12 protein-coding genes are annotated in these 15,911 nt (G+C 58.0%); 10 read left to right on the forward strand and 2 right to left on the reverse strand.

Going from position 1 to position 15,911, the window contains the following annotated elements; all coding sequences use genetic code 11:
- Positions 1-253: 253 nt before the first annotated feature.
- The 4 genes from Pan189_RS11225 to Pan189_RS11240 all read left to right on the forward strand — a co-directional run bounded on the left by Pan189_RS11225 (position 254) and on the right by Pan189_RS11240 (position 5,922).
- Entirely contained in the window at positions 254-1,114 is an 861-nt protein-coding gene (locus tag Pan189_RS11225; protein ID WP_145364009.1) for a cytochrome C oxidase subunit IV family protein, read from the forward strand.
- A 354-nt stretch (positions 1,115-1,468) separates the two neighbouring features.
- Positions 1,469-2,809 (forward strand): FMN-binding protein, encoded by a 1,341-nt coding sequence (locus Pan189_RS11230; protein WP_145364010.1) that lies wholly within the window; start codon positions 1,469-1,471, stop codon positions 2,807-2,809.
- A 96-nt stretch (positions 2,810-2,905) separates the two neighbouring features.
- Positions 2,906-4,147, forward strand: coding sequence for an FMN-binding protein (locus tag Pan189_RS11235; protein ID WP_310820340.1), 1,242 nt, complete (start codon positions 2,906-2,908; stop codon positions 4,145-4,147).
- Entirely contained in the window at positions 4,147-5,922 is a 1,776-nt protein-coding gene (locus Pan189_RS11240) for a 4Fe-4S binding protein (RefSeq protein ID WP_145364012.1), read from the forward strand. The genes Pan189_RS11235 and Pan189_RS11240 overlap by 1 nt, the downstream gene beginning before the upstream one ends.
- Positions 5,923-5,983: 61 nt before the next feature.
- On the opposite strand, the gene Pan189_RS11245 is transcribed toward Pan189_RS11240, so the two are convergent.
- Together Pan189_RS11245 and Pan189_RS11250 are read right to left on the reverse strand one after the other, a co-directional pair.
- Positions 5,984-6,433 (reverse strand): hypothetical protein, encoded by a 450-nt coding sequence (locus Pan189_RS11245; protein ID WP_145364013.1) that lies wholly within the window; start codon positions 6,431-6,433, stop codon positions 5,984-5,986.
- Positions 6,434-6,634: 201 nt separating this feature from the next.
- Complete coding sequence (locus Pan189_RS11250; RefSeq protein ID WP_145364014.1) at positions 6,635-7,330, reverse strand: BON domain-containing protein; 696 nt, start codon at positions 7,328-7,330, stop codon at positions 6,635-6,637.
- Between the two features lie 329 nt (positions 7,331-7,659).
- Here Pan189_RS11250 and Pan189_RS11255 point away from each other — a divergent pair, with 329 nt between their 5' ends.
- The 6 genes from Pan189_RS11255 (at position 7,660) to Pan189_RS11280 (ending at position 15,909) form a co-directional block, all read left to right on the forward strand.
- The gene (locus Pan189_RS11255) at positions 7,660-11,379 is read left to right on the forward strand and encodes a secretin N-terminal domain-containing protein (protein WP_145364015.1); all 3,720 of its coding nucleotides are present in this window, start codon (positions 7,660-7,662) and stop codon (positions 11,377-11,379) included.
- Positions 11,380-11,463: 84 nt separating this feature from the next.
- Complete coding sequence (locus tag Pan189_RS11260) at positions 11,464-13,149, forward strand: GspE/PulE family protein (protein WP_310820341.1); 1,686 nt, start codon at positions 11,464-11,466, stop codon at positions 13,147-13,149.
- Positions 13,142-14,350, forward strand: a complete 1,209-nt coding sequence (locus tag Pan189_RS11265) for a type II secretion system F family protein (RefSeq protein ID WP_145364017.1) — start codon at positions 13,142-13,144, stop codon at positions 14,348-14,350. Before Pan189_RS11260 ends, Pan189_RS11265 begins: the two co-directional genes overlap by 8 nt.
- A 133-nt stretch (positions 14,351-14,483) precedes the next feature.
- Complete coding sequence (gspG, locus tag Pan189_RS11270; protein ID WP_145364018.1) at positions 14,484-14,930, forward strand: type II secretion system major pseudopilin GspG; 447 nt, start codon at positions 14,484-14,486, stop codon at positions 14,928-14,930.
- On the forward strand, positions 14,927-15,496 hold the full coding sequence (locus Pan189_RS11275) for a prepilin-type N-terminal cleavage/methylation domain-containing protein (RefSeq protein ID WP_310820342.1): 570 nt from the start codon (positions 14,927-14,929) through the stop codon (positions 15,494-15,496). The genes gspG and Pan189_RS11275 overlap by 4 nt, the downstream gene beginning before the upstream one ends.
- Positions 15,493-15,909, forward strand: a complete 417-nt coding sequence (locus Pan189_RS11280; RefSeq protein WP_145364020.1) for a hypothetical protein — start codon at positions 15,493-15,495, stop codon at positions 15,907-15,909. The genes Pan189_RS11275 and Pan189_RS11280 overlap by 4 nt, the downstream gene beginning before the upstream one ends.
- Positions 15,910-15,911: the final 2 nt, after the last annotated feature.

The following is a 15,911-nucleotide window of genomic DNA, read 5'->3' on the forward strand; positions in this document are numbered from 1 at the left end:
GTGAATGCGATCGTTGAGCAACGCCGAACTGTTGTGCGGCCCCTGAGGCAAAACCTTCAACTCGAATTGATCCGAACATGGATCGCAGGGGACACGAATTCGGGATGTATGACATCGCTGCGTCAAAAGAACGCACATCTCTCGGGCCGCGTGCGGGGGCGCACGACTCCAGATCGGCTACACTTCTCGTGGACCGAGCGACGGATGCGGTTCATTGAGATAACGATCGCAGTACAAGCACGCGGACAGCTTTATGGACCACGCCGATAGCCACGGGGAGCATAACCCGATCGCCCACGTGATGCCGACGCCGATCCTGTTCGGCACGTTCGCGATCTTAGTCGCGCTGACCTTTCTGACGGTTTATCTGGGAACGCAGGTCACGCTCGGGCCTTGGGAAATCTACGTTTCGCTGGCAATCGCGTCGTTCAAAGCGTTTCTTGTCGCCGCCTTCTTCATGCACTTGCGGTACGACAAGCCACTGAACGGGTTGATGTTCGTGTTTTCGATCGTGTTCCTCGCCATCTTTTTGGGCGCGGTCATGGTCGACTTCTCGGCCAACCAAGACGAAATTCAGGCACTGGATGCGGCGAAAGAAGCCGAAGCGATCTCCACGGCCTCCGGAGGCGGCACGGTCGACGAAGAAGACATGGTGCGAAACACTCCCGAAGAGGAAGTGCTCAGCATCGTCGCCTCATCCAAAGGCAGCGCTGCCGTCGGTGAAGCGTTGTTCGTGACAAAGACGTGCGTCGGTTGCCACCGCCAGATCGGCAACATGCCCCCGGTCGGACCGGCGCTCGGCGGCATCGCCAAGCGGATGTCCCGTCGCGAAATCGCAGAATCGATCCTGTATCCGTCGAAGAAAATCTCGAAAGGTTACGAGGCCTACACGGTTCTCACGATCGATGGAGTGCAGCACCTCGGGATTCTGGTCGAGGGCAAAGAATCGGGCGATGCGAAGGTCCGTAAAGCGGACGGTACGCTGGTCACGATCCCCGAAGACGAGATCGACGACCTGTTCGAGTCCGAAAAATCGCAAATGCCCGAAAAGCTGGTCGACACGATCACGCCTGAGCAGTTCGCCGGGTTAGTGACTTATCTCGAATCGCTCTAGTCGGTTTCGGCGAGATAACTACTGCGTCAGATGCTTTCCGACGTCATCATGCGGTCGGTCTGCGCTTTCGTCAGCAAAACGCGACTAACGAACTTAAGCGATTGAGGTTGAATCTCAGGTCGTCGTCCTGAGAGCTGACTTGCTGTCTCAATTCGCTTGAACAGCAGATCAAGCGTGTCGGCATCATGGAATGTCGCATCGACGTTCGATTATCTTAGGTGGTGCCACCATGGCGTCACTATCGAATGCGCTATCGGAAATCGTCCGGTGCGGCGTTTGACGATTCGGCTGACCAGACGCCGTGGTGCGGGACGTACTGAATCATCCCCAGCCAATCGCCACGGGAACTAAAGTATGAACGCTTCTTTCGGGTCCACCCTCTCTTTTCGGGCCATCTTGCTGACGTGTGGAGCGGCCCTTTTCGGTCTTGCCAGTTGCAGTCGGCCGATTGACCCAGAGCCAGTCGCCGTCGCAGACCCGGTCACCGCTCAGACTGATGTCATCGACCTGGATGAAGGATCAACGCCCCCCAGCAATGCGAGCCCTGCTCCGAATCCTTACCGGCAAGACGTGAATCGTCCGAGCGGGACGGTGGCAGCGACGATCACGAACCCGGCACCGCCGACGAGTTCAGCGTTACCTTCGAATCGAACGAATCCGACACCGCCCGTAACGACGCAATTGCCGTCGCCCCCGATTTCGTCTGCCCTTCCGGCAAACTCGAATCCTCCGACATCAGACCCTGCTGGCGATACGGTCGCTGCGCTGGACAACACTCCGCCCGCGACAGGCGGGCAGAATCACGGCAGCGACAAAAGTCTCGATGAGCAGCTTGCGGAATTTCAGCTTCCTCCCGCATGGATCAATTCCGTAAGGCCGAACTACGACACGTCCCGCCCGTGGAAGGAAGCCCGGCTTGAAATCCGTAGACTGCTGGCTAATGACGATCGTCAGTCAGTCGAACAAGCATTAAAAATCAATTGGATTTACTATAAAAAAAAGGCCGCTGGAGCAGGGGTTGAGTATCCGGAATACGTCCACTTAGGCGGCGAGCACCTTTGGGCCGTCCACGCCCATGAATGGCTGCTCAAACAGAACCTGCCACAGCCACCGATTCACGCCGAGATTCAATTGGCATCGCTCTACACGTCATTTGGCGATTATCAAAAAGCCGAACGGCTCTTAGGAATGACGATGCGCCGGATCCCCAGCGGCCCTTGGCTGACCTATCGTCAAGCCGATGTCCAGCAGGCCTTGGGAGACCTCTATGCGGCATGGGGCAAAGACCGGCTGGCCCAACAACATTACGCAGAGGCCGCCCGACTCTACCCTCTGGCCAACAAAATTCCCTATGGAAAACACTTACTGAAGCGACGCTCTGAGAAAGTGCAATCCAAACTGCGAATGCTTGCCTCATCGGCTCTATCGTCAGCCAGCCTGCGCGACGGCACCTACCGCCATCGCACGTTGGGGTACAGCGGCGATATTAATGTCACCGTGAAAGTTGCTGGCGGACAAATCTCGGACATTAGCCTAAAGCACAAGGAAAAAATCGAACAGGGATCGACCAAAATCGTGCCCGATCGCATTATGAAACAACAGAAGTTGCAGGTCGATGGCGTGACAGGAGCGACGGTCACATCGGATGCGATTAAGACCGGAGTTTTTGAGGCTCTCAAACGTGCAGGCCTTTAAGCCTTTGCACAAAGCCGCTTGATAATCCCGACCTTATTCGAACGAGTGAATTTCATGCCGGCCCTTGGAGATTTCTCTTTGACAACCAGTCTCCTGTTGAAAACTAAATTCCGTCCGGGCGATCTGGCATCGAAAAATCGCCGGGGGAAGTTGTTTACTTCCGCCTATATGAGGCGGTTGGCCCTGTTGATCTGTGGCGGAGTATTGCTGTGCCTCGCTGGTTGCGGTCAGTCAGACGAAGCCGAGGAGTCCATAGTAGCGACCCCGCCGGCCGCAGAGCTTGAGATGATCCGCATCGATTCAGGTCGGGGCGACGAGACAAGCCCTTCGGAAAACACGGCTTTGACGCAACGTGACACTCCCCCGGTGCGGGAGAAGAGCGGGAGCATCAACGAGCCACGCATCCAAACGGCATCCGTGCCGAATACGCCGTCTTCCCCACGCACAAGCGGCAGATCACTTGACGAGAAACTCGCGAACCTGCAGGTGCCTCCCCCCTGGCTTGCTTCTGTGTCGACAAACTACAATACCTCGAAGCCGTGGAAAGAAGCCCGGCTGGAGGTTCGCCGATTGCTGGGCGTCGAAACTCTTCGGGCAAAGAGAGAAGCGATCAAGCTCTCGTGGATCTATTTCAATAAGACCCCGCAGGAGAAAGGAGTCGCCGGCGAATTCCCGCATTACCTTCAAATGGGGAATGAGAACGTGTGGGCGATTCAAGCCTACGAAGACTACCTCTCGACTAAGAGAAACCCGACTCCCATCCACTCGCACATGATGGTGGCCTCGCTGCTGCATCAACAAGGTGAATTTGATAAAGCCAAGGCACACCTCGATTTTGCAATGAACAATCTCCCCGGAAAACCGTGGCGAGAGATGCGACAGGCTACTCTATATGATCACTTTGGCGACCTTTACGCCGCTTGGGGAAAGTATGACGAAGCTCGCCAGTCTTATTCCGCCTCGGCCCGAATCTTCCCGATTGCCAAGCCACCTTATGGTCGACACGAACTCAAGAAACGGTCACTGAAGGTGCAGTCGAAACTGGAATTGCTCGCGACTCGGGCGTTGAGCAACGCTTCTTTGCGGGACGGAACCTATCGTGAATCGGCAATCGGTTATAGTGGTGACGTACACCTCACGGTCAAAATCTCCGGTGGACGCATTGCTGATATCGCCATCAAGCACAAAGAAAAGATCGAGCAGAACGCAACGAAAATCCTGCCGCAGCGAATTATTGATAAGCAAAGCCTTCAGGTCGATGCGGTCAGCGGCGCAACGGTCACATGCGACGCGATCCGGACTGGGGTATATCGCGCCCTTAAAAAGGCAGGGCTTTAATGGCTAAATCCGCCGTTGACGTCTTCTTCCCGTATCTGAAAAAGAGCAAGCGGAAGGGCTGGATCGGTGTTGCCCACCGCACGCTCAATCGGATCGGCCCGACGTGGCTCACGTCACCGTTACGTCGAGTGGTGCAGGTCGTTTGCCTCGCACTGTTTCTCTATGCGTTCTTTTACGTCTGCTGGCCTTATTCCTCTTCCTCCGAATTTTCGGCGGGACTATTCGACAGTAAAGAGTTGAACCCGGCAGAGTTATTCTTGCTGATTGACCCGCTGGTCGGCGTTTCAACCGCATTGGCCGGCAAGGTCTTTAATTGGGCGACCTTCGCGTGGACCCTCGGCATTCTGACTTTTTGCATTCTGATTCCCCGCGCATTCTGCGGCTGGTTCTGCCCGCTGGGCACTCTCATCGATTTCTTTGACTGGGCCGTCGGCAAGCGAGTGCCGAAGCTGCACGTCGAACCGCGTGGTTGGTGGGTGCATACCAAGTATTACATCCTGACAGGCGTATTAGTTTCAGCGCTGTTCGGTGTGATGACGGCAGGCTTCTTCTCGGCGATTCCCGTACTCACCCGAGGACTCTTATTCACCGGAGGTCGCGCGCAGATTGCAGTCTTAAAAGACAGCAGTCACCTCCGAGCAGTCGAAGTCACGTTCTATATTTCGATCGCCATGTTCTGCGGGGTGTTCCTGCTGAGCTTAATGGGCAAGCGATTCTGGTGCCGGTACGTCTGCCCGAGCGGGGCGCTTTTGTCGGTCTTCAATACATTTCGTGTCGGCGAGCGGAAGGTCGAATCGAGCTGCGTGAAATGTAATAAGTGTGTCGAAATCTGCCCGTTTGATGCGATCAAAGAGGATTTCACGACCCGCACGGCCGACTGCACCTATTGCCAAACCTGCGGGGGCGTTTGCCCGGTGCATTCGATTAAGTTCGTCACACGATTTAATGATGACGAATTAAAGGTGGAAAACGATCCTCCGAATGTCGAGCGACCCATGTCGCGTCGCGGTTTCGTGGCAGCAACAGTCGTCGCCGGGGCAGCCGCCGCTTTTGCGCGGGTATCGTCGGCGAAGGCGGCGACCGCACCACCCGGTGAGGGTCCGCTTCGACCTCCGGGGAGCGTACCCGAGCCTGACTTCTTAAATCTGTGTATTCGATGTGGCGAGTGTTTTAAGGTTTGCCCCGGGCCAGTCTTGCATCCGGCAGGATTGGAATTCGGTCTCGATGCGATGTGGACTCCGATCGCCGTACCGTCTCACGCCGGATGTCATCAAGACTGTAACTTCTGTACAGAGGTCTGCCCGACCGGGGCGATCCAACCGCTCGATTTGCTGGTTAAACGCAAGACCCACATGGGGCTGGCTTGGCTTAATCCCGATACATGCCTGCCCTTGCGAGAAGAGAATCGTGAGCCGTGTGACCTTTGCTACGTCGAATGCGCCGCTGCCGGATACGATGCGATCACCTTAGAAACGATCCGCATTGAACTCGACCCTCCGCCTCCCGACGGCATGTTTTCGGTCGACGAACTGGACGCGATGAGCCGGGTCGAAATCCCCGTCGTCGATCGTGACCTGTGTGTTGGTTGCGGTATCTGCGAGTACCGGTGCAACGAGCGATACGTCAAACAGACCGGCGTATTGAGCGAACCGGCCATCGTGGTAACGGCTGAGAACGAACACCGATTGTTCGAGTATCCGGAGTCTCCCTCCGAGTTACCAATGCCGAACACACGCGTGCGAGATCCCGAAGGCCAAGAAATCAGTAACATTTAAGAGTGACACAGGGCGTCTGCAATAGTTTCACGACGGCGGACTGGCGATATCCGCGACAGCTCTATGGAAGCAGTGGGTCACCCTCATCGAAGCCGTAAGGGCTTGGCGCGACGCCGTACGACTGTTGCTGCCCCCCTAATTGATGAGGGAGGTAGTACGACTGAGTCGGTGCCCAGCGTTCGAAGACGTAACTCGTGCCGGAAAATCGGGGTTCGTACGGCGGGCACTTATCCTTCGGCTTAAACGGCAAGTGCCAGTGGTGCAAATAGCCGTTGTGAAGCCCTGCTTGAAACACCATGTCACGATGGTGATAGTTTCGAATCAGGCCGTGCATTTGATTGCCCGACTGATAACGCTCCGCCTTCGGCTTGATAGCAGGATCACCGGTAAATTTCTCGGTCCCGGGAGAGAAAGGTTCTTGTCGCAACCAAGGAACGCCTGCCATCGCAATGCCTTCCACCGCGGCAATCGCGCTGCATAGAGCAACGGCAATGATCAATTTCTGAGCCATGAAGTGTCTCTCGGCAACGTCGAAGGCAACGGACGGTCCATGGCGCGCGGCCTCTCATTTCATCGACGGTTTCAAGCCCGGTCGGCGACTGCCGTTACCGCGCGACAACGTAAGACGCGTAGTGGGTTCGCGTCAGGTAAGCAACGAAGTCTGGAGGAAGCGCCGCGGGAACTCGATTACCATCGCGCGCTAAGCAGAACTCTACGGGTCGACCCTCAATTCATTGACCACGCGACCAACACCGGGCTCCATCCGGAGCAGCGTTTCCGCCAAGAGTCGCTCCCGTTCTGACGACACCGTGCCACGGAGGACAATTCGACCTTCCGCTTCAGCCGCGATTTCAATGGAAGCGGCTTCTCCGAGGCTGTCTTCAAATCGGCGGATCGTGACATCGGCACTGGCAATCACGTCGGCTTGAGTCCGCTTTGGGTAGTCGAAGCCGATCCGTTGAACCGGGCGCGGTAGCGGGATCGAGCGATTTGCTCCGGAAGCCGGCCCGGAGTTGCGATCGACACCCGCCCCTCGCTGATTCCCACGATTGCCGAGGGCGGAGAGATCGCGTCCGCCGCTGCCGCCGGCTCGACCGACCTGCTGAGTGCCCGCCTGTTGCTCGCCGACGAACCGACCGACATTGTCACTTCGGCCGACAAAGCCACCGGAGAATCCGGTGACATTTCCAACGGTCGGTGCAGCAGCCGCGCCTCCAGTGCCTGTCTGCCCGACAGCCGATCCGGTCCCGAAGGCCCCGGCGCCTCCCGCAGTACCAGTCCCCGACAGGGCGGCGTTTCGCTGTCCGATCGGGCCGCTGGAGCCGAACAGGCTCGACGACTGGCCGCAAGCGACGCTGGCACAAAGCAGAAAGACGAGGCCAACGGTAAGTCTATTGAAATGGCTCATGATACTAATTCTGTTCGACCCGGAGAGCATGTGCGTCTCTAAGATAATCTGACCGATTCGTTGCGATTCGTCGATCACCAATTCGTTTATGAGGAATCGAAGAGCAAAACTGCATCGGCTTTGCCGATATGGTCGAAAATTTTCGAGACTTCAGGAGCAAAGTGGTGTTCCAGTTACGACCCACTGTGCGCTCTACCGGAAAAGCTCTTCCGCAAGTTTCATTGCGGTAGTGGTTTAAGTACAGCAATATCACTGTGAGCTTTGCCATTTCTGAAGGTTGCGTTTCTCTTCACTTCGAACAGCTCTTCACTTCGAACAGGTTGACTTTCGTGGCTGCCCATCGAAATTCGCTCCGCTGGATCGTGTCCGCATGCTTTTTGGGCGTGCTGACGATTCTCCCCGTCAGCGCTCAAGCGCAGCGCGGTGGCGGATTCGGTCGACCGCAAACGCCACTGATGTACTTGCGCGATGAGGATGTCCAGCAGGAACTCGGCATCACCGAGGAGCAGCGATCCGAGCTGATGGACATCGTCTCGCGAACGTTTTCCCAAAGCGGGAACATGTTCGAGAATTTCCGCCGGATGCGATCGGCCGAGACTGATGAAGAGCGAAACCGCATTCGCGAAGAGATTCGCTCCCAAATGCAGGAGCGGATCAAGGAGATCGAAGTTGACGCCCAGCGTGTGATTTCCGGCGGGCAGTTTTCTCGTTTGAAGCAGATCGCGCTGCAGGCGCAGGGATCGCGAGCGATCGCGCAGGAAGAATTACAGCAAGAACTCGGGCTGAGCGAAGACCAACGGTCAAAGGTCTCGGAACTGAACGATCAGCGGTCCGAGGCACTCCGCGCGTTGGGACGCGATGCCGACCCCGAGGAGTCGCAGAGGATCCGCGATGATTTCGACGGCAAGATTCAGGAAGTGCTGACCGACGATCAGAAGTCCCAATGGAAACAAAAGATGGGTGAGCCTTCGGAAGCCGCTCAGAAGATGGTGCAGAATCGCGGCGGAGGCGACCGCAATCGCACTCGACGCGGCGGAAGAGATGAAGACAACGACTCTGAACGACGCGGCCCGCCGGGAAGTCGCCAAGACGTCGAGAACAAACCTGAAAGTCGTTCCGCTTCGCGTGGAGAGGACAACGCACAGCAAGACGACTCCGCCGACGATCTACCGACAGGAGATGAGACGCCGGTTGTTGTCAATACCCCGGAAACGCAAGTGCCCGACGGCGCCGAAGTCACAGCTTCATTCGGGTCCGACGCCGGGACGACCGGGCAAGCAACTGAAGAAACCGGGAAGATCTCATTCAACTTTCGCTACGCCCCGTGGCCCGACGTGTTGCGGCTGTTCGCGGAAGTCGGGGGGCTAACGCTCGATCTGAACGAAGTCCCGCAAGGCACGTTCAGCTACTACGACCCGAACAGCTACACCCCGACCGAGGCGATCGACGTCATCAATGGCTATCTGCTGCCCAAGGGATTCATTCTCGTCCGCCGGGATAACTTCCTCGTATCAGTCGACGTGAGTGAAGGCATTGCTCCGAATCTTGTGCCCGATGTCTCTCTCGAAGAACTCGACAACCGAGGTAAGAACGAGTTATTGAGCGTGGTGATTCCCCTCTCGGGCATCGACGCCGAGAAAGCGGCGGAGGAAGCGCAAGCTCTACTTGGTCCTCAAGGAACAGTCGCGTCGCTGAGCGCATCGAATGCGATCGCGGTCACTGACATCGGAGCCAATCTGCGTCGCATCCGCGATCTACTGGAAAAGGCGACGCTGCGAGAAGGGCCGACCGATATGGCATTTCGCAGCTTTAAAGTTCGAAATATCCCGGTATCGGAGGCGGAGCGAACGATTCGCAACCTGTTCGGTATCGGAAGCGGTGTTCCAAACGTGAGTGCAGCGGCCTCGGGGGAGCGAGATCGCGACCGACGCAGATCGTCTTGGGATCGGCGTCGCGAGGATGACGGACGCCGTGATCAGTCCGGCCAGGCTCAGGCGAGCGATCCGACGATTCAGATCGCGTCCGACTCGCGCACCAACACGCTGCTGGTCTCGGCTACGATTGCGAAACTGACGATGATCGAGCAGGTGCTTCAAACGGTCGATGTCGGCGGTGAGGGCAGCGACTTCGTGGACGAGGTCAAAGACAACAAACCGTTTCTGCGAGTCTATGAACTTGAGGAAGCAGATGCTTTCGAGGTGTCGAAGACGCTCAATGCGCTAATGCCCGGTGTCGTCGTCAACGAAGACGCTCGCAATGACCTGTTGCACATCTTCGCCTCGCCAGCCGACCAGAAAGAGGCCGAGCAGTTAATCCGGCAACTCGACGGACTCGGCGGCGGCCAGTCGGTCGCGGTGATGCCGCTCTCGACGGCTGATCCGGCTTCAACCGCTTTAGTACTTCGCTCGCTGTTCGCCGGTGATGAGGATCGAGCCCCAAAGATCGAAGCCGATAACTTCGGCCGACGGATCATGGTCCGTGGCACTCCCGATCAGATCACTCAGGTCCGGTCGCTTCTTACTCAATTGGGCGAGAACGGGCAGGCCGGTCAGCAGTCGTTGGTTTCCGGCAAAGGTCCGATCCGCATGATTCCACTGGGCGGGCGTGATCCGTCCGACCTGTTGCCGTTGATCGAACGGCTGTGGAACGCGTCGGGCCGGGCCAACATCCGCGTTGTCGTCCCGTCGGATGAAGGGGAAAGTCGACGTCCCTCAAGCCGCCTCGAAGCGACTGATATCGGATCCGATCGCGGACCGACGATTCGCTCCGCGACGTTGCTTCAGTCGACCGCAAACGAGACCGATGAGCCGGATGCGAGCGATGGTGACGCCGACTTCGAAGACTGGGCCCGCGAAATCTTCGGCGAGAGCCCTGACGACGGCGCGGCCCCGAAATCGCAAAGCGGCGGCGAATCGACGCGGCCCATGACCTCGTCGCCCAATTCAACCGGCAACGATGAAGCCGACCGCAGGTCGCAAGCATCGGCGCCGCCGGAGGTCACCGTCACCGTGCGAGGTGGCCAATTGATGCTGCTTTCCGAGGACGAAGATATCCTCGATCAGTTAGAGCAACTCGTTCAGTCGCTGATGCTCACTTCCAAGCCACAGACGCAGTGGACCGTTTTTTATCTGCGGACCGCCGACGCGACGACCTCCGCGTCGATGCTGCAACAGCTCTTTCCCGATGCGACGATTGGCGGCGGACTGCTGCTCGGGTCATCGTCATCAGCGGATGGACTATCGCCGCTCGGTTCGGACCCGACAGTCGAGATCATTCCGGAAACACGATTGAACGCACTCTTCGTTCGCGGCCCAAAGCAAACGGTCGACCGCATGGAAGAGGTCCTGAAACTGCTCGACTCGGCCGAACTCCCCGAATCGCTGAGGGACCGGGTCCCGCGGACGATTCCGGTCGCGTACGCCGATGTCAGCGAAGTCGCTGCGATCTTAAAAGACGTGTATGCGGATCAGATGGGTGACAATGACCGCGGCAGAGACGCGAATCGCGGGCGCGGGCAGCGTGGCGGCAACGGTTCGAATCCGTTCGAAGCAATGCTGGGCGGAATGCAGGCGGCTTCGCGGCCCACGGAAGTCCGCGTCTCAATCGGCGTCGATACGCAGACGAGCCAGATCGTCGTCTCAGCAAACGAAGCGACCTTCAACGAGATCAGTCGCTTGGTCGAAACACTCGATGATTCGGCCCGCGCGGCAAATCGGACCGTCCGGGTCATGTCGGTCAACAAAGAGAACTCGCTGCTGATTCAACAGGCACTCGGCTCGGTGATCCCGAAGGTCCGCGTCAGCACGACCGGGACGCCGCAATCAGGTCGCTCAGCGTCACCGAGCAGCTCGTCATCAGCGCGGTCGGGCGACGATGCGGCCGCCGCGCAGGCTCGTGACGCAATCCGGCAGCAAATGCTGGAGCGCTTCCGCCAGACGCAGGGCGGCGGCGGGCGGCCTGCGGGTGCAGAGGCCCAAAACCGTGGCGGCAATCAACGGGGAAGTGGCGGCGGTGATCGCGGAAATCGGGGGCAACGCGGTCGCCGTTAGGAAAATCGATCTCCCCGATTGCGGCCCTTTTAAATTCTCCCTTCGAACGGTTTAGCGTCTTCGCGATTCTACAGCAGTATCTTAATGGATATCGGCGACCTACTTGTTCAACGCGGGTTGATCACCGCCGACCAGCGCACCTCCGCTGTCGCGCTCGGTAACGGTTCTGCCGCGCGGCTCGATAGGGCCGTCGTCGAGTTGGGGTACGCCGCTGAAGAAGACGTGTTGGAACAACTGGCCGACGAGCTCGGCATGAGATACGTCGACCTCACGCAGTTGGACGTCTCACCCGAGTTGCTCGCGAAGTTCCCGACATCGCCGCTCTACAAGCACGTTCTGCTGCCGCTCGAAGAAAAAGCGGGCAAAGTGTACGTCGCCGTCAGCGATCCGTTCGATGTCGAAGCGTTGCAGGAATTGGCCACGCTGACTGGCCTTAAACTGCGTGCGGTACTGGCTCCACGCGAGCAGATTTTGCGGCAGATTAAAGAGCACCTCGGCGTCGGCGGCGACACGATCAATGAACTGATCCGTGCCCGAGGTGACGACGGTGTCGAACTCCTTGAGGAGCTTTCGGCCGAGTCCGGGGAACTCGCCGAGCAGGCACAATCCGCTTCCGTCATTCGGCTCGTCAACGAACTGCTCGTCGAAGCGCTCAATTTAGGGGCAAGCGACGTGCATATCGAACCGGCCGAACGCGGATTGACGGTTCGATTTCGTGTCGACGGCCTCCTCCGAGTCCAGTCGGTGCCGGCGGAAATTAATCATTTCTTCGCCGCGATCGTGACCCGCCTGAAGATCATGGCGCATCTTAATATTGCGGAGAAGCGACTGCCGCAGGACGGACGGATTCAACTCCGCGTGTCGGGTCGAGAAATCGACGTCCGTGTTTCGATTATCCCCATGATTCACGGCGAAGGCATCGTGCTGCGCCTGCTCGATAAACAGCGGATGAAGTTCGACCTCGAGTCGGCCGGGATGCAGGAAAAGGATTACAAGACATTTCGCGAACTGATCACGATGCCGCACGGAATTGTGCTCGTGACCGGCCCGACCGGTAGCGGTAAGACGACGACGCTTTACTCGGCGCTCAATGCGATTAAAACACCCGAGACGAAAATTATCACGGTCGAAGATCCGGTCGAATATCACACGCAGGGCATCAGCCAGATTCAGGTTCACAGCCGGATCGGCCTGACGTTCGCCGCGGGACTGCGGAGCATTCTCCGACACGACCCGGATGTCGTGCTGATTGGCGAAGTCCGAGACAGCGAGACCGCCCAGAGCGCGATCCAAGCGTCGCTGACCGGACACCTCGTCTTCAGCACGCTCCACACAAATGATGCACCGGGATCTTTTACACGGCTCATCGACATGGGTGTCGAACCCTATCTCGTGGCCAGCACGGTTGAAGGCATCCTCGCTCAACGGCTGCTCCGAACATTGTGCAAGCACTGCAAGCAGCCATATGTGCCGAAAGAGGACGACATTCCGCCCGAGTTCCCCGAACCTCGGCCCGAAGTGCTTTATCGCGCGGCCGGTTGCCGAGAATGCAGCAACACCGGCTACCGGGGCCGGACGGGAATCCATGAACTGCTTAAGACTGATGCAGTCGTCCGGCGGCTCTGTATCGAACGGGCCGACGCCGGACAGATTCGCGAATACTGTCTCCGACAGGGTATGACGACCTTGCGACAGTCGGGGTTTTATAAAGTCGCCGACGGAATCACCAGCATCGACGAAGTCATGAGAGTCACACGCGGCGATGCCTGACTTTTCCTATATCGCAAGAGAACGCACCGGCTCACGCGTCTCCGGCGTGATCGCCGCCGGAAGCAAACAGGAAGCACTCAGCCTGCTTGCCGGGCGCACGCTGTTCCCACTTAAGGTCGAACCGGCGGCGGAAAAGCAGTCGCTATTTCCGCAGTTGAAGTCGAGAGTCCGGCCGAGCCATCTCGCGACGTTTTACGCCCAACTCGCCGACCTCTTAAAAGCAGGCGTGCCGCTGCTGAGGTCCCTCGAATTACTGCAGCGAAAGTCAACCAACGCCGCACTCGGAAAAGTGCTTAAAGAAATCCACGCAGAAGTCGCCGACGGCACGAAACTTTCCGACGCGATGCGGCAGCATTCCAATGTCTTCGGCGACCTCGGGGTCAGCATGGTTCGCGCCGGCGAGGAAGGCAGCTTTCTCGAAGACGTTCTTAAACGAATCGCCGCGTTTACCGAACACCAGCAATCCTTAAAAAGTCGCGTGCAGGGGGCCTTAATTTATCCGCTGTTTCTGATCGGCATGTTGACGGCGGTGGTGATCGGGATGCTCGTCTTCTTCGTGCCGAAGTTCGCACCGATCTTCGAACGCATGAGTGCAAAGGGTGAGCTTCCTATACCCACGCAAATCCTGATGGCGTTCAGCGATACCGTGAACAGTTACTGGCCACTGATTGTCATTGGGATCGGAATCGCGATCTACTTCGGCCTCCGAGCGATGAGAGACCCTCGCCAACTGGAGCGGATCGACGGTTTCAAACTGCGGGCCTACGGCATTGGTCCCATCGTAAAAAGCCTTGCAATCTCCCGGTTCTGCCGCATTCTGGGAACATTGCTTAACAACGGCGTGCCGATCCTGCGTTCGCTGCAGATCGCGAAGGACGCCACCGGCAACCGGGTGCTGACAAAAGCGATCGGCGATGCTTCGGAAAGCGTCTCCGCCGGCAAGTCGCTCGCGGGCCCGCTCGGCTCATCGGGTGAGTTTCCGGACGAAGTCATTGAAATGATTGCCGTCGGCGAAGAGGCGAACAACCTTGAAGAAGTGTTGGTCGGGATCGCCGAAACGACGGAACGTAATACAAATCGCCAACTCGACATCTTCGTACGAATGCTCGAACCATTGTTGCTGACCGTCATGGCGGGCATCGTGCTGTTCGTCGTGGCGGCGCTGCTGTTGCCTATTCTACAAAGCAGCGGAGCCTTCTAATTCGCACAACGATCGAGCCGACGGCTTTCTTCTGCCGTGCCCGTCCGCAAAATAGAACGTTCTCTGAGTGCGAAAATACCAAAACAAGACAGCCCACCCCCACCGCATATCGCAATTGAAAGGAAGACTGAGAATGAAGAGTCATAACATTCGAATCCGCCGCGCCGGCTTCACGCTGCTCGAAGTGCTGCTCGTGCTCGCCATCCTGGGCGTCATCGCGGCGATGGTCGTGCCGCAGTTATTGGGGCGGCAGAAGAAGGCCATGATCGACACAACTAAGAACAGCATCTCGGCGATGGAGCAGGCGGCGAAGCTCTACGCGATCGACCATGATGGCGAGTACCCACAGGGTGGGCAGGACGCAGTCGCGCTGCTGCTTGAGCCGGTCGATGACGATGGCAAAGCGATCGAGCCCTATCTTGAAAAAACACCCGCGGACGCGTGGGAGACGCCTCTGCTCTACGAATACCCGAACTCCAAGGGCGGCCGCGCGACAAAGCCCGCCATCTGGTCGGCCGGACCGAACAAGCGAAATGAAGACGGGGGCGGTGACGACATCAATAATTGGAGCGAGACGTGAGTTCGGCCGGCCGCACATCACCGCATTCGCGAGGGAAACAGACGCAGCGCCGGGCATTTACGCTGTTCGAGCTGCTGCTGGTTCTCGCGGTCTTGGCAGTGATTGCCGGCATGGTCGTGCCGACGCTCTCCGGCGCAATGTCGACGCGACCGCTTCGCGGCGCAGCAGATCAAATCAGGCAGGTACTTACAACAGCAAGGCGGGACGCGATCGATGCGGGCGTCCCCATGCGATTCGAATTCGAAACGGGAACGAACATATTTCGTGTCGCACTGTTGTTCGACGTGAGTGCTGGGGCGGTCGAATCAACCGCTATAGAAACGCCCCCCGGAGTGACATTTATTGGAGAGGACAGGCTCGACGGCGATATCGTATTTGCGGAATCCGAGGGTCTCAGTTTGACTGCTCAGAGCGACGCCGCTGCCGTCTTCTTTTATCCCGACGGCACTTCCGACTCAGCGCAGATCAGACTCGTCGATGACGCGAATCACTCGATCGTGATCAAACTTCGCGGGTTGACCGGCGCGGTCACCGTAGGCTCGATCGGTCGCGGAGGCGGGCCATGACGACCAGCCGCAACGGGCTGACGCTGTACGAGGTCGTCCTTGCGCTCGCAATCTTTATCGCGGCGCTGGCAGCGATCTCTCAGATATTAAATGTCGGGGCCCGGTCCGCTTCGGTCTCTCGCCTAAGGTCGGAGGCGATCGTCCGCTGCGATTCAAAGATTGCCGAAGTCGTCGCGGGAGTCGTTCCCATGCAGTCCGTTTCGAGCATTCCTTTCGAAGACGACCTGGAAGGCCGTTGGACCTGGAGCCTCGAATTGCTCGCCGGCCCGCATCCTGGTCTGCAGGAAGCGGTCGTCACAGTCGAATACGGAGGTGGCGAACGCGACTTCGACGTCGATTGCGAATTGCGCCGTTGGATTCCGATTGTCGATACCGCAATCGTCGCGGCAATCGCCTCGGAGGCGGGACGATGAGG

The sequence above is a fragment of the Stratiformator vulcanicus genome (assembly GCF_007744515.1).
Taxonomy (GTDB): Bacteria; Planctomycetota; Planctomycetia; order Planctomycetales; family Planctomycetaceae; genus Stratiformator; species Stratiformator vulcanicus.